Source organism: Nonomuraea sp. NPDC049714 (assembly GCF_044465295.1).
Lineage (GTDB): Bacteria > Actinomycetota > Actinomycetes > Streptosporangiales > Streptosporangiaceae > Nonomuraea.
Genome location: NZ_JBITLM010000005.1, coordinates 395,071 through 417,267, shown reverse-complemented (window position 1 = coordinate 417,267; position 22,197 = coordinate 395,071). Strand labels below are relative to the sequence as shown.

17 protein-coding genes are annotated in these 22,197 nt (G+C 71.3%); 12 read left to right on the top strand and 5 right to left on the bottom strand.

From position 1 onward, the window contains the following. Positions 1 to 110 precede the first annotated feature (110 nt). Together ACIBQX_RS22600 and ACIBQX_RS22595 are read left to right on the top strand one after the other, a co-directional pair. Positions 111 to 2,564, top strand: a complete 2,454-nt coding sequence (locus tag ACIBQX_RS22600; RefSeq protein ID WP_397007483.1) for a glycoside hydrolase family 3 N-terminal domain-containing protein — start codon at positions 111 to 113, stop codon at positions 2,562 to 2,564. Further along, positions 2,548 to 3,573, top strand: coding sequence for a LacI family DNA-binding transcriptional regulator (locus tag ACIBQX_RS22595; RefSeq protein WP_397007481.1), 1,026 nt, complete (start codon positions 2,548 to 2,550; stop codon positions 3,571 to 3,573). Before ACIBQX_RS22600 ends, ACIBQX_RS22595 begins: the two co-directional genes overlap by 17 nt. 75 nt (positions 3,574 to 3,648) lie before the next feature. On the opposite strand, the gene ACIBQX_RS22590 is transcribed toward ACIBQX_RS22595, so the two are convergent. Then, positions 3,649 to 4,191, bottom strand: a complete 543-nt coding sequence (locus ACIBQX_RS22590; protein WP_397007479.1) for a CGNR zinc finger domain-containing protein — start codon at positions 4,189 to 4,191, stop codon at positions 3,649 to 3,651. 85 nt (positions 4,192 to 4,276) lie between these two features. Between ACIBQX_RS22590 and ACIBQX_RS22585 the strand changes: the two genes are divergently transcribed. Then, entirely contained in the window at positions 4,277 to 5,107 is an 831-nt protein-coding gene (locus ACIBQX_RS22585) for an alpha/beta fold hydrolase (RefSeq protein WP_397007477.1), read from the top strand. A 9-nt stretch (positions 5,108 to 5,116) separates the two neighbouring features. On the opposite strand, the gene ACIBQX_RS22580 is transcribed toward ACIBQX_RS22585, so the two are convergent. Then, positions 5,117 to 7,270, bottom strand: coding sequence for a protein kinase (locus ACIBQX_RS22580; RefSeq protein WP_397007475.1), 2,154 nt, complete (start codon positions 7,268 to 7,270; stop codon positions 5,117 to 5,119). A 239-nt stretch (positions 7,271 to 7,509) separates the two neighbouring features. Here ACIBQX_RS22580 and ACIBQX_RS22575 point away from each other — a divergent pair, with 239 nt between their 5' ends. Next, the gene (locus ACIBQX_RS22575) at positions 7,510 to 8,751 is read left to right on the top strand and encodes a phosphatidylserine/phosphatidylglycerophosphate/cardiolipin synthase family protein (RefSeq protein WP_397007473.1); all 1,242 of its coding nucleotides are present in this window, start codon (positions 7,510 to 7,512) and stop codon (positions 8,749 to 8,751) included. Between the two features lie 5 nt (positions 8,752 to 8,756). Here ACIBQX_RS22575 and ACIBQX_RS22570 read toward each other — a convergent pair whose 3' ends face one another. Then, complete coding sequence (locus ACIBQX_RS22570; RefSeq protein ID WP_397007471.1) at positions 8,757 to 9,953, bottom strand: SRPBCC family protein; 1,197 nt, start codon at positions 9,951 to 9,953, stop codon at positions 8,757 to 8,759. Between the two features lie 184 nt (positions 9,954 to 10,137). On the opposite strand from ACIBQX_RS22570, the gene ACIBQX_RS22565 reads away from it, so the two are divergent. From ACIBQX_RS22565 to ACIBQX_RS22550, 4 genes are all read left to right on the top strand, one after another. Then, complete coding sequence (locus ACIBQX_RS22565; protein WP_397007469.1) at positions 10,138 to 11,394, top strand: carotenoid oxygenase family protein; 1,257 nt, start codon at positions 10,138 to 10,140, stop codon at positions 11,392 to 11,394. A 57-nt stretch (positions 11,395 to 11,451) separates the two neighbouring features. Next, complete coding sequence (locus ACIBQX_RS22560) at positions 11,452 to 12,324, top strand: GntR family transcriptional regulator (RefSeq protein WP_397007467.1); 873 nt, start codon at positions 11,452 to 11,454, stop codon at positions 12,322 to 12,324. A gap of 160 nt (positions 12,325 to 12,484) precedes the next feature. Continuing rightward, complete coding sequence (locus ACIBQX_RS22555; RefSeq protein WP_397007465.1) at positions 12,485 to 14,185, top strand: PHP domain-containing protein; 1,701 nt, start codon at positions 12,485 to 12,487, stop codon at positions 14,183 to 14,185. Continuing rightward, entirely contained in the window at positions 14,182 to 14,706 is a 525-nt protein-coding gene (locus ACIBQX_RS22550) for a hypothetical protein (protein WP_397007463.1), read from the top strand. Before ACIBQX_RS22555 ends, ACIBQX_RS22550 begins: the two co-directional genes overlap by 4 nt. 63 nt (positions 14,707 to 14,769) lie before the next feature. On the opposite strand, the gene ACIBQX_RS22545 is transcribed toward ACIBQX_RS22550, so the two are convergent. Further along, a complete protein-coding gene (locus tag ACIBQX_RS22545) occupies positions 14,770 to 14,988 on the bottom strand; it encodes a hypothetical protein (protein ID WP_397007461.1) in 219 nt (72 codons plus the stop codon). Between the two features lie 120 nt (positions 14,989 to 15,108). Next, positions 15,109 to 16,185 carry a trypsin-like serine peptidase gene (locus tag ACIBQX_RS22540; protein ID WP_397007459.1) on the bottom strand — a complete coding sequence of 359 codons (1,077 nt, stop codon included), beginning with the start codon at positions 16,183 to 16,185 and terminating at the stop codon, positions 15,109 to 15,111. A 149-nt stretch (positions 16,186 to 16,334) separates the two neighbouring features. Between ACIBQX_RS22540 and ACIBQX_RS22535 the strand changes: the two genes are divergently transcribed. From ACIBQX_RS22535 to ACIBQX_RS22520, 4 genes are all read left to right on the top strand, one after another. After that, complete coding sequence (locus ACIBQX_RS22535) at positions 16,335 to 16,892, top strand: carboxymuconolactone decarboxylase family protein (protein ID WP_397007457.1); 558 nt, start codon at positions 16,335 to 16,337, stop codon at positions 16,890 to 16,892. Positions 16,893 to 17,030: 138 nt separating this feature from the next. Beyond that, positions 17,031 to 19,127: a PQQ-dependent sugar dehydrogenase gene (locus ACIBQX_RS22530; protein ID WP_397007455.1), complete on the top strand. Its 2,097-nt coding sequence runs from the start codon at positions 17,031 to 17,033 to the stop codon at positions 19,125 to 19,127. 15 nt (positions 19,128 to 19,142) lie between these two features. Continuing rightward, complete coding sequence (locus tag ACIBQX_RS22525) at positions 19,143 to 20,039, top strand: sugar phosphate isomerase/epimerase family protein (protein ID WP_397007453.1); 897 nt, start codon at positions 19,143 to 19,145, stop codon at positions 20,037 to 20,039. A gap of 177 nt (positions 20,040 to 20,216) precedes the next feature. After that, positions 20,217 to 22,148, top strand: a complete 1,932-nt coding sequence (locus ACIBQX_RS22520; protein WP_397007451.1) for a hypothetical protein — start codon at positions 20,217 to 20,219, stop codon at positions 22,146 to 22,148. The last annotated feature ends 49 nt before the right edge of the window (positions 22,149 to 22,197 follow it).

Sequence of the window (22,197 nt, the reverse complement as noted above, 5' to 3'; positions counted from 1 at the left end):
GGGGTTGTCCCGGCGATATGGTGTCGAGGAGGTTCCCCGCCCGGGTTGCTGACGGCACCGAAATATTTCGAAACCTGCGGTAAGAACCGTGCCCAAAGGAGAGCAGCACAATGACCGCTCTAGACTCGACCGCGCCGGCAGGCCGGGCGCTCGGCCCGTGGCAGGACCCTACTCTTCCTGTGGCCGCCCGGGTCGATGCTCTCCTTGCGGAGATGACCCTTGAGGAGAAGGTCGGCCAGCTCGGCAGCCGCTGGGTCGGCAACGAGATGCGCGCCGATGACAAGCCCGAGCCGGTCATCGATCCCGACGCCGGCGGCACGCAGAATGTCGCGCCCATGCAGGACGTGTTCGCGGCCTCCGGGACGGTCCCTTTCGACGAAATGGTCCGTAACGGGCTCGGCCATCTGACGCGTGTTTTCGGCAGCGCCCCCGTGACCGCGCAGGAAGGCGCCGAGGAGGTGGTCAGGCTGCAGCGTACGATCATGGAGCGGTCTCGGCTCGGCGTCCCGGCGATCGTCCACGAGGAGTGCCTCACCGGCTTCACCGCCTACCGTGCGACGGTCTACCCCGCGGCCATCGCCTGGGGCGCGACGTTCGACCCCGACCTGGTCGAGCGGATGGCCGCCGCGATCGGGCGCGACATGCGCGCCGTGGGGGCGCACCAGGGCCTGTCCCCGGTGCTCGACGTGGTGCGCGACTACCGCTGGGGCCGGGTCGAGGAGACGATGGGCGAGGACCCCCACCTGGTCGCCACGCTCGGCGCCGCCTACGTCCGCGGCCTGGAGAAGGCCGGGATCATCGCCACGCTCAAGCACTTCGCCGGCTACTCCGCCTCGCGCGCGGCCCGCAACCACGGCCCTGTTCCGATGGGCCGCCGCGAGCTGATGGACATGATCCTGCCGCCGTTCGAGGCGGCCATCACGCACGGCGGCGCCCGCTCGGTGATGAACTCCTACTCCGACGTGGACGGCGTCCCCGCCGTGGCCGACTCCTGGCTGCTCACCGACCTGCTGCGCGATGAGTGGGGATTCACCGGGACCGTCGTCTCGGACTACTGGTCGGTCCCGTTCCTCGCCTCGATGCACCGGGTCGCGGCGGACGTCGGCGAGGCGGGCGCGATGTCGCTCGCCGCGGGTCTCGACGTGGAGCTCCCCGACACCGTCGGCTTCGGCGACAGCCTGGTCGAGCGGGTGCGCCGGGGCGAGCTGCCGGAGTCCGTGGTGGACCGGGCGGCGCGCCGCCTGCTCACCCAGAAGATCGAGCTCGGCCTGCTCGACCCGGACTGGACGCCGGAAGGCTCGGTGTCCGGTGCCGCCACCGTGGACCTGGACTCACGGGCCAACCGTGAGCTGGCCCTGGAGATGGCCGAGCGGTCCGTCATCCTGCTCGACGCCGGCGACACGCTGCCCCTGCTCGGCGAGGGGCGCACGGCCCCGCGCCGGGTCGCGGTCGTCGGCCCTTGCGCGGACGACCCGCACACCTTCATGGGCTGCTACGCCTTCCCCAACCACGTGTTGCCCCGCCACCCCGAGCTCGGGCTCGGCATCGAGGCGCCCAGCGTGCTCGACGCGCTGCGCACGGAGCTGCCGGACAGCACGATCGTGCACGAGCGCGGCTGCGACGTGCGCGACGCCGACCGCTCCGGCTTCGCCGCCGCGGTGGCCGCCGCGCGCGAGGCGGACCTGTGCGTCGCCGTCGTCGGTGACCGGGCCGGCATGTTCGGGCTGGGCACCTCCGGTGAGGGCTGCGACGCCGACGACCTGCGGCTGCCCGGTGTGCAGGCCGACCTGCTGGCCGAGCTCGCCGCCACCGGGACGCCCGTCGTCGTGGTCGTCGTCTCCGGCCGTCCGTACGCCCTGGGTGAGGTGCACGCCGAGGCCGCCGCGCTGGTCCAGGCGTTCATGCCCGGCGAGGAGGGCGGGGCGGCGATCTCCGGCGTCCTGTCCGGCCGCGTCCAGCCGGTGGGCAAGCTGCCCGTGCAGATCCCCAACGGGCCGGGCGGGCAGCCGGGCACCTATCTGCAGCCGCCGCTGGGAGCCGACAGCCAGGGCATCAGCAACCTCGACCCGACCCCGCTGTTCCCCTTCGGCTACGGCGCCTCCTACACCACCTTCGAGGTCGACGACCTGCGGATCAGTGACGCCGAGGTGCCCACCGACGGGGAGTTCACCGTCGCGGCGCGGGTCCGCAACACCGGCGTCCGGGCCGGCGAGGAGGTCGTGCAGCTCTACCTGCACGACGTGGTCGCCCAGGTGACCCGGCCGGTCAAGCAGCTGACCGGGTTCGCGCGGGTCCGGCTGGAGCCGGGGGAGAGCGCTGACGTGCGGTTCCACGTACACGCTGACCGGACCGCCTTCACCGGGCGCGACCTGCGGCGGATCGTCGAGCCGGGCGACGTCGAGGTGCTCGTCGGCACCTCGGCGGCGGACCTGCCGTGCCAGGGCGTCGTACGGTTGACCGGCGCGTCGCGCACCGTCGGCCATGATCGGCGGCTCATCACACCGGTGGACGTGAGCCCGGCCGCGGCCGGGCGACAGGAGGGCAGAGATGCCGGTCAGTCCTAGGCGCGCCACACTGGCGACCGTCGCCGCGTCGGCCGGGGTCTCGGTCGCGACGGTTTCCAAGGTGCTCAACGGCCGCAGCGACGTGGCGCCGGCGACCCGTTCGCTGGTGCAGTCGATGCTGCAGCGGTACGACTACGTCGCGCCGTCGCCGCGACGTGTGGAGGGCGTGGGGCTCAGCACGGTGGAGTTGCAGTTCGAACCGGGGCTGAACGGCTACTCCACCGAGATCATCCAGGGGGCGGTGGGCGCCGCCGCCGAGGTCGGCGTCGGGGTCGTGGTCAGCATCCGGGGGGATGCGGACCGCACCGCCGCGTGGGCCCGGGGCCTGATGAACGCGGGGCGGCGGGCGCTGATCGCGGTGACCAGCGAACTGACCTCCGGGCAGTTGTCCGCCCTGTCGAGGGCGCGACTGCCGCTGGTCGTCATCGACCCGCTGAACCTGCCGCGCGCCCGGATCACCAGCATCGGGGCGACCAACTTCGCCGGAGGTCTCAGCGCGACCCAGCACCTGCTCTCCCTCGGCCATCGCCGGATCGCCTACATCGGCGGTCCGGCGACCGCCGCCTGCAATCAGGCCCGCCTGCACGGATATCGCGCCGCCATGGAGTCCGAGGGGGTGCCGGTGCTCCCCGACTATGTGCAGACGGGGAGTTTCCGCTACTACGACGGTGTGGCCGGGGGCTCGGTGCTGCTCGATCTGCCGCAGGCGCCGACAGCGATCTTCGCGGGCTGTGACGAGATCGCGCTCGGCGTCAAGGAGGCCGCCAGGGAGCGTGGCCTGCGCATTCCCGAAGACCTGAGCATCGTGGGCTTCGACGACACCCATCTCGCCCAGATGGCCTCCCCGCCGCTCACCACCATCCGCCAGCCGCTGCGCGAGATGGGCCGCGTCGCCCTGCGCACGGCGCTGCGCCTGGCCGCCGGCGAGAAGATCGACTCCCATCACGTCGAGCTCGCCACCGAGCTGGTCGTCCGCGGCTCGACCGCGCCCGCGTCACCCGGCGTCTGACCCGTCCGCGGCTCGACCGCGCCCGCGTCACCCGGCGTCTGACCCGTCCGCGGCTCGACCGCGCCCGCGCCCGCGTCAGCCGGCGTCTGAGCCGCCGCCCCTGCGGCGCTGGTAGTGGCGTGCCACCCGGACCCGGTTGCCGCACAGCGCGGGTGAGCACCAGCGCCGTCTGGGATGCCCGGCCACGAACAGCATGCGGCACCGCGGCCCCTCGCAGGCGCGGATCCTGCCCACGTCAGGGCCGGTGAGCAGCTCGACGGCCGCCTCCGCGAGCTGGGCGAGCAACCTCGCCCGCTCGTCGCCGTCCCGGCGGGTGACCGCGCCGAGGTCCGCTTTCAGGATCCGGTACGGCGGAGCCGCCCGGACCGCCTGGTTGACCGCTTCGATGGATTCCTCCGCAGGTGACCGGCCCTGTCGTACGGCGTCCACCGCTGCCCGTACGTGCTCGCGCAGCGCCCGGACGGCGGCGAGGTCCGTGTCGGTGAGCGGTAGGGACGGTGCGGTGAGCCGCCCTGCCTGGAGCTCCAGCCAGGGTTGAACGTCGTCCAGCGCGTCGTACTCGTCGGTCAGCGTGTTGAGCAGATCCAGCGCGAGTGGCTCACCTGTCACGAGATCCATGACCCTAATGCTACCTAAGTCGGTTGACCCGTTAGGTTTCGCGAGGCTATAACTAATGCATCCCGAGGCATTGGAGGCATTAGAAATGAACATTCCCGAGGTGCGGCACGCGTTCGTGGACGTCGACGGGGTGCGGGTCTTCTACCGGGAGACGGGACCGGCCGACGCGCTGCCGGTGTTGCTGCTGCACGGCTTCCCGTCGGGCTCACACCAGTACCGTCGGCTGATGGACGCGCTCGGCGACCGGCACCGGCTGATCGCCCCCGACTATCCGGGCTTCGGGCACACCGAGCCGCCCGCCGGCTTCACGTACACCTTCGACCGGCTGGCCGACGTGGTCGAGGGCTTCGCCGAGCGGCTCGGGCTGACGCGCTTCGTGCTGTACGCCTTCGACTTCGGCGGACCGGTGGGCTTCCGGCTGGCCACCCGGCACCCCGAGTGGATCGCCGGGCTCATCGTGCAGAACGCCAACGCCTACGACGAAGGACTCTCCGACCTGGCCAGGCAGCTGATCCCGCATCCCACCGAGGAGCTGTTCTCGCTGCCCGTGACGCGCGGCCAGTACGAAGGCGGCGTGGCCGACGTCTCGCTGATCGCGCCCGACGGCTGGACACTGGACCAGCACTTCCTCGACCTGCCCGGCCGGAAGCGGGCCCAGCTGGCGCTGGCCGAGAACTACGGGGCCAACGTCGAGCTCTACCCCGTCTGGCAGGCGTGGCTGCGCGAGCACCGGCCCCGCACCCTGATCGTCTGGGGGCGTAACGACGCCTTCTTCCCCGAGCCGGGGGCCCGCGCCTACCTGAAGGATCTGCCGGACGCCGAGCTGCACGTGCTCGACACCGGCCACTTCGCCCTGGAGGACCGGCTCCCCGAGATCGCCCCGCTCATCGACCGCTTTCTGAGGACGCTCTCCTGACGGGAGGCGTCACGCCGGGCCGAGGCTCCAGGCGCGGAGGGACTCCTGCTCGTCGGCTCCGACGATGACCGGCAGGCCGCCGAGCTCGCTCAGGGCCAGGGTACGGATCTCGCCGCCGACGCCGGGGCCGAGGACGCCGACGATGTCCCCGTCGTCCAGGCTCCAGACCCGGACGATGACGTCGCCGCCCGCCGGGGTGTGCGCGACGGCCGCGATGGGCAGGTCGCCGATCATGCCCGTGACCAGGGCGGCGGCGCCCCGGTCGTCGGGGCTCTGGTCGCTGAAGGTCCACTTCTTCCGGCGCTTGCCGGTGGCCAGGTCGTAGACGCGCAGGGTGGCGTCCAGGTGGGTGGCGACCAGGACGACCTTGCCCTTGATCTCGCCGCAGGCCAGCCGCTCGATGCCGCCGACGTCACCGGTGTGGAAGGAGTGCATGAGCTTGCCGGTCGACAGCCGCCACACGCGGATCTGGTTGCCGCCGGAGCCGGTGACGAGCACGTCCACCTTGCCCAGCCTGCCGAAGGTCAGGCCGTGGATGCCCTGGAAGTGGTCCCGGATCGTGGCGCCGATCTGCTTGCCGGTGGCGATGTCCCAGAGCCGTACGACGCTGTGCAGGTCGGTCATGCCGTCGTACTTCTCGGTGACCGCGACCGCCCGGCCGGCGACCGTGACGGCGCGGACGGGGTCGCTCGCCCGGTGCGTGCCCAGGCTCTTTCCTGTCACGGTCCAAAGCCGCATCCGGCCGTCGGAGTGGCCGGAGGCGACCACCGCCGTCCCGTTCAGGTCGCCCGTGGCCACCGACGTCACCGTCCCGCCGCCGTCGCCCAGCTTGGTGATCTCCGCCGAGCCCAGGTCCCAGGCGAGCACCTGTCCCTTCTCCGTCCCGCAGGCGACGGTGACGCCCGTGGCGGTCAGCGCCGTCGCCTGGCCGCCGGTCCCGGGCAGCGAGACGGGGTCCTTGACCGGTGTGCCGAACGGCTCGGCCGCCGTCGGGGTGGGCGTGGCAGTCGGGGTGGGCGTGCCGCCGGTCGTCGTCGCGGGGGAGTCCGTCGGGGTGCCGGGCTGCCGGACCCCGCCGATCGGTTGAAGCGCCTCGCCGTCGGGCCCTAGGGTGCCGCCGGCCGGCCGGAACACGGCGAAGGCGGAGACCGCCACCGCCGCCGTGGCCGCGACACCACCGGTGATCAGGGCTCGCCGACTGACCACCCGGCCCCGCCCGGGGGCCGTCGTGCTCTCCGGCACCGGTAAGGACACGGGCCCGGCGTGAGGCGACTCCATCGGCCCCGGCCGCTGACCGTTCTGGGGCTGAACCGGCGGGCTCTGCCGCAGGTCGGGTCCGAGGGGGACCGGCGCTCCCGGCTGCTGCCTGATCAGGCGTTGGAGGAGGTCGGCCGTGTTCGGCCGGGCCGCCGGGTCCTTGGCCAGGCACGCCTGGATCGGCTCCAGCAGGTGCGGCGGCACGCCCGTGAGATCGGGAGAGCCGCTCAGCACCGCGTGCAGGATGGCGGGCACCGTCTGACCCGCGAACGCGGGCCGCCCGGTGGCGGCGAACACCATCGTGCCCGCCCAGCTGAACAGGTCGGACGCGGGCCCGATCCGCTCACCCCTGAACTGCTCCGGCGACATGTAGGTAGGGGTGCCGACCGGCCCCGACGCCCGCGTGGCGGCGTCGAGCGCCTTGGCGATCCCGAAGTCGATGACGATCGGGCCTTCCGGGCCGATCAGCACGTTGCCCGGCTTGAAGTCGCGGTGCACGATCCCGGCCTGATGGATGGCGGCCAGCGCGGTCAGGGTGGAGATCGCGAGCCGGTCCAGCGCGCCGCCGGTCCGCGGCCCCGAGGCCCGGACGAGCGCTTGCAGGGTCTCGCCGGCGACGTACTCGCTCACGATGTACGGCCGGTCGTCCACCATGCCGAAGTCCAGCACGGCGGCCGTGCAGAACGCGGCCACCCGGCGTGCCGCCTCGACCTCGCGCAGGAACCCCTTGGTGACGTCGTCGTCGTGGCTCAGGTGGCTGTGCAGCAGTTTGACGGCCACGTCGCGGCCGATGCCGGTGACCCCGCGGTAGACCACGCCCTGCCCGCCGGAGCCGAGCACACCGGTGAGGCGATAGCCGTTGATCCGCTCGGGATCGCCGGGCCCGAGTGGGCGAACGTCCGGCATCCCACGTCCTTTCTCGGATCTTTCAGCTTTCCACACGATAAGGGGCCGTGTGTCGGCTCTGAAAGAGGACCGGACGCCGCCAGCTGGGGGAAATCGCCCTCAGAGAGATGTTTCCTCCCCGTTGTCCCGATCTTTGTGCTGTCGTTCCCGAACTCGCCGCCGGCACCCCGAGGATCACTGCCGGAAGGAGGAGCCGGTCGCGTGCCGTTCTCCGTCCCCTGTCCTTGAAGGAGTCATCCATGCCCCGCAGATCACTGACCGTGCTGCCCGTGCTGCCCGTGCTGCCCGTGCTGCCCGTGCTGCCTGTGCTGAACGTGCTGGCGGCCGCCGCCGTGGCCCTGCCGGTCCTCGCGCTGAGCAGCCCCGCCACGGCGAGCGCGGGCACCTGTGCCGACGCGCCCGAGACGCCGGTGTCCGCCGGCGCGGTCTTCAGCGAGCCGGTCGGCGGTGACCCGGTCGCGATCGTCCGCAAGATCTGCGCCCTGGTCAAGCAGGCCCCCGCCGGCGCGCGCATTCAGGTCGCGCACTTCGTCATGTCCGGCACCGCGGGCACGGAGTTCGCCGACGAGCTCATCGAGGCGCACCGGCGCGGCGTCAAGGTGCAGGTCATCCTGGACGGCGACACGCGCGGCCGCACGGTGGCGGCGCGGCTGGCGAGCGGCCTGGGCACGGACCAGTCGGCGGGCTCCTGGCTGCACGTCTGCACCGGCCCGATGTCGGGCGGCACGGCGGCCTGCGTCGGCGACAAGGGGCAGCACAACAAGTTCTACCTGTTCTCGAAGACCGGGGACGCCTCGGACGTGGTGGTGCAGTCGTCGGCCAACCTCACCGACCTGAACTCCACGACATACTGGAACAACGCGGTCGTCCTGCCCGGCAACAAGCGCCTCTACCAGGCCTACGAGACCTACTTCAAGGACCTGGCGGCGGAGCGGAAGAACCTCGACTACTACCGCGTGGTCAACACCGGCTCCGCGGGCGGCTCCGTACGCGCGCACTTCTTCCCCAGGGCCGGCGACAGCGCCGCCACCGACCCCGTCGTCGAGCACCTCGGCAAGGTCTCCTGCCAGGGCGGCGGCACGACCGTCCGCGTCGGGATGTCGGAGTGGGACACCTACCGCATCGCGATCCCCGAGAAGCTGCGCGACCTGGCCGCCCAGGGCTGCACGGTCAAGATCGTCTACGGCATCATGGACGACGAGGTCAAGCAGGTCCTGCGGAGCGAGCCGCGCATCGAGCTGCGCACCCTCGGCACCGGCGGCGCGCTGCCCGGCCGGGTCCACTCGAAGTACCTTCTCATCGAGGGCGGCTACGACGGGGACCGCGACGCCCGCTGGGTCTTCACGGGCAGCCACAACTACAACCTGACCTCCCTGCGCCGCAACGACGAGGCCCTCCTGCGCCTCAACGACAAGACCGTCTACCAGCAGTACGTCGCCAACTTCGACACCATGCGCGCGGCCGCCGTCCCGGTGACCTGAGCCCCTCAGGTCCTGGTGGGCTGGGCGGCCCGGGTCTCGGCGTACGACTTCAGCCGCATCAGGTCCTGCTTCATCCGGTGCGACGGGTGCGCGCCGAGCATCGCCGCGATGGCGTGCCCGACCGCGCCCGCCACCGGGTTGTACGTCAGCCGCACCTGGACCCGGGTCCGGCCACCGGGCTCGGGCATCAGGCGGATCGCCCCGGTGTGGGCGACGAGCTGGCCATCGGTGGTCTTCCAGGCGATCTCCTTGCCCTCCTCGCGTTTGGTCTCCACGGCGTCGAAGCGGACCGGCACCCCCGCCGGTCCCGCGATCGTCCAGTGGGACAGGCGGCCGTCCTCGGAGCGGCGGATCTCGCGGACGTCGGGCATGAGCTCGGCGAAGACGGTGTAGTCGCTCACCAGCGGCCAGATCGCCTCGACCGGCGCCCCGATGGAGATGGCGTCGTCGATGTCCACGGCCCGCCGGCCGGCGCTGATCCCGGTGAGCCGCTTCATCGGCAGGTTCGTCGCGGCCCGCACGGCCAGCGCGGCGCCCGCGCAGCGTGCCGTCCTGCGGAGCGGCCTCGGCAGCCGCCCGGCCATGCTCCAGATCGTCGCGGCGGCGGTCCCCGCCAGCAGCCGGGTGGTCGGCGCCCAGTGCTCCTGCAGCACCCCGGGGACGGCCCGGCGCGGCCGGCCGCCCTGCAGTCGCGGCACGTCGGTGGCATCACGGTGCACACTCCAGGACGGCTCCACCCGCCGCACGCCCGGGATGCGGCGGATCGCCCGGTGCGCGTGCTCGGTCTCCCCGGCGAGCACGTCGCCGGCCAGGGTCACCACGCCCTCGGCCACCGTGATCTCCACGGCATGCGGATGTGTGACGTGCCGGCCCAGCTCCGCGCGTACGCGCTCGTGCAGGATACGGTCGTCGGCGGACCCTCCCGTGATCCGGTAGCGCGCGCCGGCCACCACCCCGCGGCCACGGTTGCCGGCGTCCCGCGCCAGGACGCCGAGCCCGTCCTGCAGCTCGTGGGTGGCATGCGAGGCCTGGTCGCGAAGGTGCGCCCGGCGGGTGTGCCCGCGCTGCGGGTCGAGCAGGTACGCGATGGCCGCGCCCGCGCACCCGCCGGCCAGCATTAGGCCCGCGATCCGCGATCGTGACGGCCCTTCCTGTACGACCACGAGATCGGCCCAGGTGGTGCGACGCTGGTCAGCGGGCATTGCCATCAACTCCTTGCGCTTTTGGACTTCACAGCGCGTCCCTACCCAGAGCCGGGCAAGTCTTTGGCCACGACGCGTCCAAGCTCCAGCAGATGCTCGCCCCGAGCCGGTTCTGCACTAGTGCACACCGGCCTTTTCGGTCGCTGGACAAGGCGAAGCGAGCGGATCTTCGTACGGTGTCAACATGAAGTACCTGGAAGGGCCGTTCGCGCCCGTCAACGAGGAAGTCACCGTCTACGATCTGCCGGTCACCGGGCGCGTCCCGGCCGAGCTGAACGGCCGTTACCTGCGCAACGGCCCGAATCCGCTGAACGTCGAAGATCCCGTCGTGCACATCTGGGGGATGGGGCAGGGAATGGTGCACGGCGTGCGGCTGCGCGACGGCCGGGCCGAGTGGTACCGCAATCGCTGGGTCCGGACGGACTTCGGGCCGATGGTGCACGTGATCGAGCACGCTCGCCGGACCTTCGCGCTGATCGAAGGGGGCGCGCCGCCCGCCGAGCTGGACGACGAGCTGAACACGGTGGGCGTCTGCGCGCTGGGCGGCACGGCCGAAGGCTTCACGGCCGGGGCGCACGCCAAGCACGATCCCCGCACCGGCACGCTGCACTCGCTGTCGTACCTGGTGGGCCGCGACTTCGTGCAGTACATCGTGATGGACCCCGAGGGCACGGTCGTGCAGACCACCGGCATCCCGGTGGCACGGACGCCGTTCATGCACGACTTCGCGCTCACCGAGAAGAACGTGGTCATCTGGGACACACCGCTGGGCTTCGACGGATTCGAGTGCCGCTGGCTGCCCGAACACCCCACCCGGGTGGGGGTCATGCCGCGCACGGGCGGTGACGTGCGCTGGCTGGACATCGACCCCGTCCATGTCAGCCACACGCTCAACGCCTACGACGACGGCGACTCGATCGTGGTCGACCTGATCACCGCCGAGGGGCCGTTCGACCCCGCCGACCCCGGAGCGATCCGTCCCGTCCTGGACCGCTGGACGATCGATGCGGACAAGGTGCACCAGCGGCGGATCGACGACCGGCCCCAGGACTTCCCGCGCGTCAACCTGGACCGGACCACCCGCCCGCACCGGTTCGGGTACTCAGCCGCCACGGCCCTGTACGGCATGCCGTTCGCCCCGGAGGGGATGCCCGGCGACGAGGCCTTCACCAACGCGCTGGTCAAGCACGACCTGGAACGCGGTACGGCCGAGGTGCACGGGTTCGGTCGTGACGAGGCCGTCGGTGAGGCCGTGTTCGCCGCCGCGGGGGCCGGCGAGGACGACGGCTACCTCCTCACCTACGTGCACGATCCCGCCAGGGGTGCCACCGACCTGGTCATCCTGTCCGCGCAGGACTTCACCGGCGAGCCCGTCGCGCGGATCCACCTTCCGGTACGGGTGCCGCTCGGGCTGCACGGAAACTGGCTGCCGGACCTCTGACGCGCGCAAGGCTCGGTAAAGGTGCGGTAATGGCGCAGTGATGGCAGAGTGAGCGTCGTGGACGACCCGCGCCCCCCGTATCTCCAGATCGTCGCCGACATCCAGCGGCGCATCGCCGAAGGCGAGCTGGCGCCGGGCGATCCCGTCCCCACCACCAGGGCGATCGTCGCGGAGTGGGGCGTCGCCATGGCGACCGCGACCAAGGCGCTGACCACGCTGAAGCAGACGGGCGTCATCGAGTCCGCGCCTCGGGTGGGCGCCGTGGTCGCCGGACGGGCCCTGCCCGGCAGCGCCGCCGGCGGGCTGGAGCACGACCGCATCGTGCGGGTCGCCATGGAGATCGCGGACGCCGACGGGCTGGCCTCGCTGTCCATGCGCACGGTCGCCTCCAGGCTCGGCGTCGCGACGATGACCCTCTACCGGCACATCGACACCAAGGCCGACCTCGCCCAGCACATGGCCGACGCCGCCTTCGCCGAGATCGACCTGCCGACGCCGCCGCCCGGCTGGCGCTCCCACCTCAGGCTGGCCGCCCGTCTGCAATGGGAGGCCTATCACCGCCATCCGTGGCTGGCGCGCGTCGTCTCCCTCACCCGGCCCGTCATGCTGCCCGGCATGATGGCCTATGCCCGCTGGTCCATCCGGGCGCTCGACGGGCTCGCCATCGACCCGAGCACCCGGCTGCACATCTACTCCACGATGGTCAACTACGTGCGCGGCACGGCGGTGAACATCGAGAGCGAGGTCGCCGCGCAACGGGACACCGGGATGACCAGCAAGCAGTGGGTCGCCGCCCGCCTGCCGATCGAGGGGCGGCTGGCGGCGCAGGTGACGGATCTCGGGGTGGAGCTCGACCTGGAGTCGCTGTTCGCCTTCGGCCTCGAACGGATGCTGGACGGCCTGTCCACCGTGATCCCCGCGCGGCGCTGACCACCTGACACGTCCTTTCACTCCCGCACCTGAAACCTCATGTTCGCGCGGACGCCCCTGTCCGAACACCCGCCGTTTCGCGTGCTCCGTGAGATTGGCCCCGGCGTCTTCGCCTTTCACCTGGAACGACCACTTGGGCCACCGCCCAGAGGGAGCCACCATGGGCCACGGCCATCACCACCACGACCATGATCACGAGCACATCGGCGCGGCCGGTGCGGACGCGCCTCCGGCGCTCGACCTGTCCGTGCCGGACAGCGAACTGTCCCCCGCCGACTCCTCCCGCCGGGGCTTCCTGCGCCGGACCGGCCTGCTCGGCGCCGGCGCCGCCGCGACCGTGCTGTCGGTTCCGCACGCGGCCCACGCCCACGGTGTCACCCACGACCGGGACCGCGACCGGAAGGGCGGGTTCCAGTGGCTCGCCGGTGACCACCACATCCACACCCAGTACAGCTCCGACGCTCAGTACCGGGTGGTGGACCAGGCCCGGCACGCGAACGCGTACGGGCTGGACTGGATGGTCGTCACCGACCACGGCAGCGTCGCGCACGCCAAGATCGGCGTGGAGAAGGTCAACCCGGACATCGTGGCGGCGCGGGAGCAGCTCAAGGACCTGCTGATCTACCAGGGCCTGGAGTGGAACATCCCGGCCGCCGAGCACGCCACCGTCTTCGTCCACCCCGGACGCCACGAGGTGGCGGTGCTCAAGGAGTTCGAGAACGCCTACGACGGCTCGGTCAAGAGCGCCGGAGACCCCACCCCGGCCAACGAGGCGCTGGCCATCGCCGGCATCAAGTTCCTCGGCGAGCAGGTGCGCAGGCGGCGCGTCGAAGGCGCGCTCTTCCTGGCCAACCACCCGGCCCGGCGCGGGATCGACTCGCCGCACGAGGTGCGCGCCTGGCGCGACGCCGACCCCACCGTGGCCATCGGCATGGAGGGCGCCCCCGGTCACCAGGCCGCCGGCCTGCCGAGGCCGACCGCCGGACGGGCCCGCGGCTACTACGACAACAACCCGTCGGCCGCGTCGTTCCCCGGCTACCCGCTGGAGAGCTACCGCACCTGGGGCGGCTTCGACTGGATGACCGCCACCGTCGGCGGCCTCTGGGACAGCCTGCTCGCCGAGGGCCGGCCCTGGTGGATCAGCGCCAACTCCGACTCCCACGTCAACTACCTGGACACCTCCCAGCGCGGCCCCGGCAGCGACTTCAACGCCAACGGCAGGTACAACGACCCGGTGCACGGGCCGGTGCTCGACCAGGCCGGCGACTACTGGCCCGGCCAGTACAGCCGCACCCACGTCGGCGCGGACTCCTTCAGCTACCGCGCGGTGATGGACGGACTGCGCTCCGGCCGCGTCTGGGTCGACCACGGCGGCCTGATCAAGGGCCTCGACGTGCGCGCCCGGCAGGCCGGCGACCGGCGCGGGAACTCCGGCACCCCGCTGGGCGGCGTCATGCGGGTCAGGCGGGGCGCGAGCGTGGAGGTGACCATCGACATCGACCTCGCCACGATGCCGAACTGGTCGCAGTTCCTGCCCAAGCTGGCCCGCGTCGACGTGATCGCCGGACAGGTCACCGGGCCGGTATCCGACCAGGACACCTTCACCGCCCCGACCACCAGGGTGGTCAAAAGCTTCGAGGTCGGCGATGCGACCGGCCGGGTCTCCTTCACCCACTCCTTCGGCCGGGTCGGCGAGCCGTTCTACTTCCGCATCCGCGGCACGGACGGCAAGCGGAGCGCCCCCGGCCTGATGGGCGCCGACGTCGACCCCACCGGTCCCGCGCTGGACGTCGTCGGCGACGCCAACCCGTGGGACGACCTGTGGTTCTACGCCAACCCGATCTGGGTCCTGCCCAGTTGATCGGGATCAGCGCGGGGCACCGCACGGAACGGGAGGCCGAGCACTGGCTGCGCGAGAGCGTGCTGCCGCTCGGCCTACCGGCCCTGTTCGCCTGCACTCATCTGGTACGGGTCCCGTACCCGCACGTGGCGGTGAGCCTGGCGGCCGAGGGGTCGGCACGGCAGGGCGAGGGTGAGGTCGTCGGCCTGCCCGTCACCCCGCCGGAGCTGGCCGAGGCCGCCGCGCACGCGGCGGCCGAGCACGCGGCCCGGCGGTCCGGCAGGGCGGTGCTCTATCCCGGTGTGGAGCGCCTGGTCGGCACCCTCACCGTGGGTGAGGTGACGGCGTTGAGCGCGATCGAGCGGGTGACCCGGCTCGGCGGCCCGCCACCGGAGGCGGAGACGGTGCTGGAGACCCGTGACTTCGTCCGCCCGCACTGGCAGGACGGCGTGCTCACGCTGGTCACGATGCCGGTGGCGGGGGGACGGGTGGCGCCCTTCGAGGTGCCGGACCCCACCCCCTGCTGCGCCGACCACACCTGAGAAGCGACGGGTTCGGCTCGGGATGACCGGAGGGACGTCATCCCGAGCCGCGCGCCGCTTCGCCTATCGGTCGGTCCACAGGTTCCAGAGCCAGCCCTCCGCGCACTGGTAGTGCGACCAGTGGCCCCGGTCGATCCCCTGCTGGCCGGCGGTGATGCAGTCACTGTGGAACCAGAACTTGCCCCGGTGGACGGGCAGGTCCACGGCCGCCTGGGCGCTCACGGCGTGCGGGACGGCGACCGCGGCGATCAGGAAGCCGGCGATGGTGAGCATGCGCTTCATGAGGGTTCCCTTCCTCGGGCTTCGAGCCGGAGCCCGGCTCTCCGAACACCCGAAGCCTCACCCGCCCGCCGTCCCGGGCACATGGGCCACCCGCCCCGGCCGTGCCCTGCTCGTGCCCGGTCAGAGCGCGTTGGTGCCCTGGGCGGCCTGGTAGACGGCCATCGCCTCGTTGCCGAAGAAGGGGCCGAACATGAAATTCTGCGCGAAATCGTACTTGAAGCTGTTAACGGAGTTGAGCCAGCCGAGTCCGGTGGACTCGTCGAAACCCTGGAACCAGCCGCCGCCACTCGATCCGCCGGTCATGTTGCAGCGCAGCCCCAGGTCGTTGGTCATGACGGTGTCGTTGAAGGAGCGCCCGCTGCAGTAGATGAGCTCCGAGCCGTCGAAGGGCGCTGCCGCCGGGTAGCCGAAGGAGTACATCTGCCGCTGTCTCGGCTGGTTGAACGCCACCCCCTGACCGCCCACGACGTCACTCAACGTCTGGCCTTGCAGGGGCGCGACCACGGCGGCGGCGATGTCGAAGTTGATGTCCTCGCGGGCGTTCCACTGCTGCGTGGTCAGCATCCTGCTGGCCACCCAGGTGCCGAACGGACGCCGGCCGTTGTCGAAGGCGGGGACGAACACCCAGTTGCGGTGGGCGGTGCCGTTCAGCTTCACGCAGTGCCCGGCGGTCATCACCACGCTCTCGTTGGCGCTCGTCACGGCGGTGCCCGAGCAAGAGGAGTTCTGGCCGTCGGCGGTGGTGAAGAAGACCCGTCCGCTGGTGCGCACGATGGCGCCGTCGTCGGTCCACCGAAGGCCGGGACTGTTGGGCACCTGGGCCTGCCGGCGGGCGACGGTGGACATGGTGCCCTTGACCGCCCACGGTTTGCCCTGCGTGGCGGCGCCTTGGGTGACCCAGGGGGTGCGCTGGCCGGTGGTGGTCGAGGCGCCGCGCGTGGACCAGGGGTTGCCCCGGGTCGGGCCGTTCGATCGGGTGCGCCGCGGGGCGAGGGCGTCCAGTGGCTCGGCCGCCAGCATGCGCCGCGAGGTCCAGTAGTTCGAGACGGTTCTGCGTTCCTGCCAGGAGTCGGCGGCGGACCACCGGACCGGCTGTGGATCGAGGCCGGTCGAGGCGCCGGCCTGGGCGCCCATGGGGATCAGGGCGCCTGTGACGGCCAGCGCGACGGCGGAGAGCAGGGCGACTCTGCGGTGCATGACGTACCTCCCGAAACCGGAATCTGCCGTCAGGAGGTACGCACCGCGCTTCGGATCTGCCTCAAGGTATGCAGATATGGATATAGCAGCAATACAGCGGGTATACGGGCTGTCGCCCAGCGTGGTGGTCGATCGGCGACACTGATCCCATGACGAACCGGTTGCACCGCCCCACCCCCGACGAGCTCGACCCGGCGCAGCGTGAGCTGTACGAGACCATCACCGGCGGCCCACGCGCGGCCGGCCCGTCGCCGTTCGCCCTGGTGGACGCGGCCGGGCGGCTGAACGGGCCGTTCAACGCGATGCTGCTCGCGCCGGAGCTCGGGCAGGCGCTCCAGGCGCTCGGGGCGGCGATCCGCTACCGGTCCTCGCTCTCCCCGCGCGTCCGTGAGATGGCCGTCCTGGCGGTCGCAGCGCGGTGGGACAGTGAGTTCGAGCGCCACGCGCACGAGCCGGCCGGGCGGGCGGCCGGGCTCACCGAGGACGAGCTGGCCGCGCTGCGCGGCGGCTCGGTGCCCACGCTCGCCGACCGGGCGGAGGCGGCCGCCATGGAGCTGGTGTCGGCCCTGCTCGACGGGGACGCGGACGAGGTGACGTACACGCACGCGGTCGCCGCCGTCGGCGAGCGGGCGGTCTTCGAGCTGACCACGCTGGTCGGCTACTACGCGACGCTGGCGCTGCAACTGCGCGTCTTCCGGGTCGTCTAGGGGCCGGTCACTTCGGCCGATCAAGCGCGGAAGTCGATCGTTAAACCGCGATTAGGTCCTCCTCTTTCGGCATAACTCGGGTTACATTCACGGTGCTTTGCCCTCTCTTATCCCCCCACATCGACCGAAGGGAGAGGTATGAGAGCGAGAACCGCGATCGCGGCCGTAGCTGCTGCGGTGATCCTCCTGCCGGCAGGCGGTGCCCAAGCCGTCGGCGGCACGGCTCCGCCGCCGGACGACCGGTTCCAGAAGGTGACGCTCAACGACAACCCGGGTGAGCCCGTCGACCTGGCGGTGTTACCGGACTCGCGGGTGCTGCACACCACCCGCGCCGGCGTGGTCTGGCTGCACGATCCGAAGACCGGCCTCAACACGGTGGCCGCCGAGCTCGACGTCTACCAGCACGACGAGGAAGGCCTGCAGAGCATCGCCCTCAGCCCCGGCTTCGGCAAGGGCTCCAAGAAGGACGACTGGGTCTACCTCTACTACTCTCCGCCGCTCGACACCCCGATCGACGACCCGGCGACGCCCGACGTCAACGAGGGCGACGCCCCCTTCACCGGCACGCCGGAGGACTTCGAGCCCTTCAAGGGGCTGATCCGGCTGTCCCGGTTCCGCCTCACCGGCTCCACCCTCGACCTCCGTACCGAGCAGCGCGTGCTCGACGTGCCGGTGGACCGCGGCATCTGCTGCCACGTCGGCGGGGACATCGTCTTCGACGCCCACGGCAACCTCTACCTGTCGACGGGCGACGACACCAACCCGTTCTTCTCCGACGGCTACACCCCCATCGACGAGCGGGCCGACCGGAACCCCGCCTTCGACGCCCAGCGCAGCTCCGGCAACACCAACGACCTGCGCGGCAAGATCCTGCGCATCAAGGTCGGCTCGGACGGGTCCTACACGATCCCCCGGGGCAACCTCTTCCGGCCCGGCACGGCGCGCACCCGGCCCGAGATCTACGCGATGGGCCTGCGCAATCCCTTCCGGATCGAGCTGAACCGGTCCACCGGCGAGCTGTACGTCGCCGACTACTCGCCGGACGCGGGCGAGGCCGACCCGCAGCGCGGCCCGGCGGGAACCGGCAAGTGGATGACGATCCGCAAGGCCGGTAATTACGGCTGGCCGTATTGCGCGACCGCGCAGCTCCCTTACACCGACTACGACTTCGCGACCGAGACGTCGGGCGAGCCGTTCAGCTGCACCGCGCCGGTGAACGAGTCACCGCACAACACCGGCCTGCGCGAGCTGCCACCGGTCTCCCAGCCGGACGTGTGGTACTCCTACAGCGCGTCGCAGGAGTTCCCGGAGCTCGGCACCGGCGGCATCGGCCCGATGGCCGGACCCGCGTACGACTACGACTCGCGTGACGCACGCGGCCGCGCGACCGTGGCCTGGCCGCGCCACTACGACGGCGTCCCGCTCTTCTACGAGTGGACCCGCGACTACGTCAAGGCGTTTCACCAGGACGGGCGGCGGATCGAGGACGTGCTCTCGTCGATCGTCTTCGACAACCCGATCGACCTGGAGTTCGGCCCCGACGGCGCCCTCTACGTGCTGGAGTACGGTGACGGCTACTTCCGGGAGAACCCGGACGCCCAGCTGGCGCGGATCGACTACATCGGCCGCGACGGAAACCACTCGCCCCTCCCGGTGGCCTCGGCCTCGGTGACCGCCGGCCTCGCGCCGCTCACCGTCCAGTTCACCAGCCAGGGCACGACCGACCCGGACGGTGACAGGCTCCAGTACGCGTGGGACTTCGACGCCGACGGCAGGGTCGACTCCCGCAGGGCGGAGGCGTCGTACACCTTCGAGAAGAACGGCCTGTACAACGCCACGCTCAGGGTCAGCGACAGCCGTGGCCGGTCCGCCGCCACGTCGGTGCGGATCGTGATCGGCAACGCCACCCCGGTCGTGGAGCTGGTCCGTCCCGCCACCGGAGACGCGTTCGCCTTCGGCGACGTGGTCGAGTTCGAGGTGCGGGTCACCGACGACCAGCCGGTGGACTGCGCCCGCGTGACCGTGGACTACATCCTCGGCCATGACGACCACGGCCACGGCCAGTCCACGGCCCGCGGCTGCACGGGATCCATCCAGACCACCGTGCCGAGCGGGCACGACCCGGGCACCGACGACCTCACCGGCGTCTTCGTCGCCAGTTACACCGACTCCGGCGAAGGCGACCTGCCTCCGTTGACCGGCACCGCCAGGGTCGTTCTGGATCCCACCCCCTAGGAAGAGGAGATCTCCATGTGCTACGGCTACGGCCCCAGCAGGCGGTCCCTGCTCGCCGCGGGCCTGGGGCTGGGGGCGGCCGCCGTCGCCGCCGCCTCTCCCGCCGCGGCGGCGCACCCCGACCGCCCCGGCTGGCGCCGCCACATCCCCCCGAGCCAGATCAGCATGCAGCTGTGGACGGTGCGCGACGACCTGGCCAAGAACTACGACACCACCCTCCAATACCTGGCGGAGATCGGCTATCCGAGGATCGAGGTCGCGCTGGGCTACTTCGGCCGTACGGCTCAGCAGCTCCGCGAGTTCCTGGACGGGCTGGGCATCCGCGCCACGTCCAGCCATGACGGCATCGCCCCCGACGCCGCCGCCCTGGACACGAAGATCCAGAACGCGCTGACCCTCGGCCAGAAGTACATGGTGGTGCCGTACCTGGCCTCCGACAGCCTGGACCAGTGGAAGACGTGGGCCGAGCAGATGAACGTCGAGGCGGCGGCCGCCCGGCGGGCCGGCCTTCGGTACGGCTACCACAACCACGCCCACGAGTTCACCACCGACCTCGGCGGCGGGAAGGCGCCGTGGGACGTGCTCACCTCCGAGCTCGACCCGCGCCTGGTCCACCTGGAGATCGACCTCTACTGGGCGGTCACCGGCGGCGTCGGCCGCGGCGCCCCTGACCCGGTGCGCTTCGCCCTCGACGTCATCCGCAAGGCGCCGCAGCGCGTCCTGCAATTCCACGTCAAGGACCGGCACCTGGACGGCGACATGGCCGACCTCGGGACCGGGACCATCGATTTCCGGCGCATTTTCGACAAACACCGGGTGCAGGAGTACATCGTGGAGAACGACACCCCCGATGTCACTCCTGAGCAGACCTCGCGAGTCGGATACCGCTATCTGCGCAGGGTGAAGTTCTAGTACGCGTGCCGCCGGGCCCGGCTGTACCGGGTCCGGCGGAATAATCGAAGACCGTATATACCAATAAAGCGGGATCATTTACGGGCGGATTTGACTGGGGCTGGTCGTAAGTCTGAAAGAGCTGCTAAATTCCCTCCCAATTCGCAGGTCCTTGAGGCCGGGAGCGGGAAGGCGCGTATGGAGGTTCCGCCGCGGTCGAGCCTGGTTTCACTGATCGACCAGTTCATCGGGGTGGGGACGGGCCCCCAGGTGCCACGCGACTTTCCGCGCCCGATCCTGGTCCTCGAAGGGGTGGGCGGCTCCGGCCGCTCCCACGTCCTCGACGACACCTGGCGGCGGTGGGCGAAAAGGACGCCGATCGCCAAGGTGGATCCGCTGGTCGCGGCCGATGACGGCGACTCCATGCGGTCCGTGCTGACCGCGGTCATGCTGGGCCTGACGGCCGAGGCGCCCGGCTACCGGGTGTCCTTCCCCCGGGTGGTGCTCGCCCACATCGCGATGTCCGCCCCGATCGACGGGGCCGACCCGGCGAAGAGCATCCTGGTCATGCGCGAGCGGATCAACACCTACCGGGACCGAAGCCTGGTGGTCACGCTGTTGCAGAGGGTGCTGGCCATGGCCGCGGCCCCTCTCGGTCTCGACCCCGCGAGTCTGGACGTGACCCTTGAGCAGATGACCGGGCGGCTCGACAGGTCGGGCCTGCGGTCGAGACTTCTCTGGCGGGACGCCCTGGCCTGGTTCGAGCACCAGGACCAGGGCTTTCGCCACGATCCCGAACGCGCGCTGGTCCGCCTGAGCTTGCAGGCCAAGGTGCAGGACGCCGGTGTGCAGGAGGACGTCGACCGGTTGCTGGTGCTGGCGCTCCTGGCCGACCTGCGGAGCAGCTTCGACCGCGCGGTCAACCACCCGTCCCGTGCGGTCGTCCTGCTCGACAACGGTGATGTCCCCTCGGCGGCCGGCTTCATGCGGATCCTGGTCAAGGTGCGGGACATCCTGGCGCGTCACCAGGTGCCCCGGGACCCGCTGACCGTGATCACCACCAGCGGCGGTTACCTCCTGGCCGAAGCGGTGGGCCTGAGCGGCCGGGAGGCGCAATGGCCGGAGTCCGCGCTGGCCGGTCTGTCCGACTCCGACCTGAGCGACGCCAGGACGTGGCTGCGTGTCCTGCTCGACGGCCTCACCGCCGACGCCGTGCAGCACATGGTGGCGGCCGATCTCACCCAGTGGCCCTCCTCGCTCGGCACCGGCACCATCACCCGGTCCGTCCGGCTGCTCACCGACGGGCACGCCGAGGCCACGAACCTGGTGCTGGCCCGGCTCCGAGAAGATTCGGAGCTCATCGACGATCTGGGGCGCGTGCTGTCCGAGCGGGTGCCGGACCCTGCCCACACGATGGAGAGCTACCTGATCGACAAGATCACGATGGACATGAGCCCACGGCGGCGTCTCCTGGCGCCCATCCGCGAGGCCCTGATCACGCTGGCCGGGGCGCGCGACACCGACGAGGCGCGGTGCCTGACCCCGCTGCTGGGCAACGCGGTCCACGCCGAACCGATCTTGTTCTCCTCGCCGCCGTTGTGGCCGACACCATTGTCTGCGGAGCCCGAAAGGTGGGCGATGGCGCCGTTCGTGCGCTTCCTGTTGCTACGTGAGCTGGCCGCGCGCCCGGACAACCACCAGGCGAGCTGGGCCAAGGTCTTCCAACGGCTCCGCGACCACACCCAGGACCACGACATCTGCGGCAGACTCCATCACGAGCTCGCTCTGGGAAACCAGGAGATCGTCGTGGGCGAGCTGTCAGGGCTCCTGGCCGAGATCTCGGGGGCCGAGTGGCTGAAGTGCGTCGATCAGATCGTCGCCACGCCCGCCCGATCCCCACGGCGTGGGCCCACCCACCCCGGGCCGGACACAGGGCCCCGCGCAGCGGCCATCTCCCAGCTCGTCACCGCCCTGCACCGGCTCGCCGACCCGCTGCTCAGCGATCGGGAAACGCGCCACGGCCTTTACATCATCGCCGGAGAGGAGTGCAGGCGGCTTTCCGACGTCGACGCCCTTCCCTTTCTCGAACGCGCCCAGCATTTTCAGAAGTCGGCTGATGCCCTGGTCTGACGGAGCGACACCCCGCACACGCGCGTGATCCTCCCCTTGGAGCCCGAAA

Excerpts from the sequence above, each read along its gene's own strand:
- ACIBQX_RS22600 (WP_397007483.1), top strand. The coding sequence starts at position 111 with ATGACCGCTCTAGACTCGACCGCGCCGGCAGGCCGGGCGCTCGGCCCG.
- ACIBQX_RS22595 (WP_397007481.1), top strand. The coding sequence starts at position 2,548 with ATGCCGGTCAGTCCTAGGCGCGCCACACTGGCGACCGTCGCCGCGTCG.
- ACIBQX_RS22590 (WP_397007479.1), bottom strand. The coding sequence starts at position 4,191 with ATGGATCTCGTGACAGGTGAGCCACTCGCGCTGGATCTGCTCAACACG.
- ACIBQX_RS22585 (WP_397007477.1), top strand. The coding sequence starts at position 4,277 with ATGAACATTCCCGAGGTGCGGCACGCGTTCGTGGACGTCGACGGGGTG.
- ACIBQX_RS22580 (WP_397007475.1), bottom strand. The coding sequence starts at position 7,270 with ATGCCGGACGTTCGCCCACTCGGGCCCGGCGATCCCGAGCGGATCAAC.
- ACIBQX_RS22575 (WP_397007473.1), top strand. The coding sequence starts at position 7,510 with ATGCCCCGCAGATCACTGACCGTGCTGCCCGTGCTGCCCGTGCTGCCC.
- ACIBQX_RS22570 (WP_397007471.1), bottom strand. The coding sequence starts at position 9,953 with ATGCCCGCTGACCAGCGTCGCACCACCTGGGCCGATCTCGTGGTCGTA.
- ACIBQX_RS22565 (WP_397007469.1), top strand. The coding sequence starts at position 10,138 with ATGAAGTACCTGGAAGGGCCGTTCGCGCCCGTCAACGAGGAAGTCACC.
- ACIBQX_RS22555 (WP_397007465.1), top strand. The coding sequence starts at position 12,485 with ATGGGCCACGGCCATCACCACCACGACCATGATCACGAGCACATCGGC.
- ACIBQX_RS22545 (WP_397007461.1), bottom strand. The coding sequence starts at position 14,988 with ATGAAGCGCATGCTCACCATCGCCGGCTTCCTGATCGCCGCGGTCGCC.
- ACIBQX_RS22540 (WP_397007459.1), bottom strand. The coding sequence starts at position 16,185 with ATGCACCGCAGAGTCGCCCTGCTCTCCGCCGTCGCGCTGGCCGTCACA.
- ACIBQX_RS22535 (WP_397007457.1), top strand. The coding sequence starts at position 16,335 with ATGACGAACCGGTTGCACCGCCCCACCCCCGACGAGCTCGACCCGGCG.
- ACIBQX_RS22530 (WP_397007455.1), top strand. The coding sequence starts at position 17,031 with ATGAGAGCGAGAACCGCGATCGCGGCCGTAGCTGCTGCGGTGATCCTC.
- ACIBQX_RS22525 (WP_397007453.1), top strand. The coding sequence starts at position 19,143 with ATGTGCTACGGCTACGGCCCCAGCAGGCGGTCCCTGCTCGCCGCGGGC.
- ACIBQX_RS22520 (WP_397007451.1), top strand. The coding sequence starts at position 20,217 with ATGGAGGTTCCGCCGCGGTCGAGCCTGGTTTCACTGATCGACCAGTTC.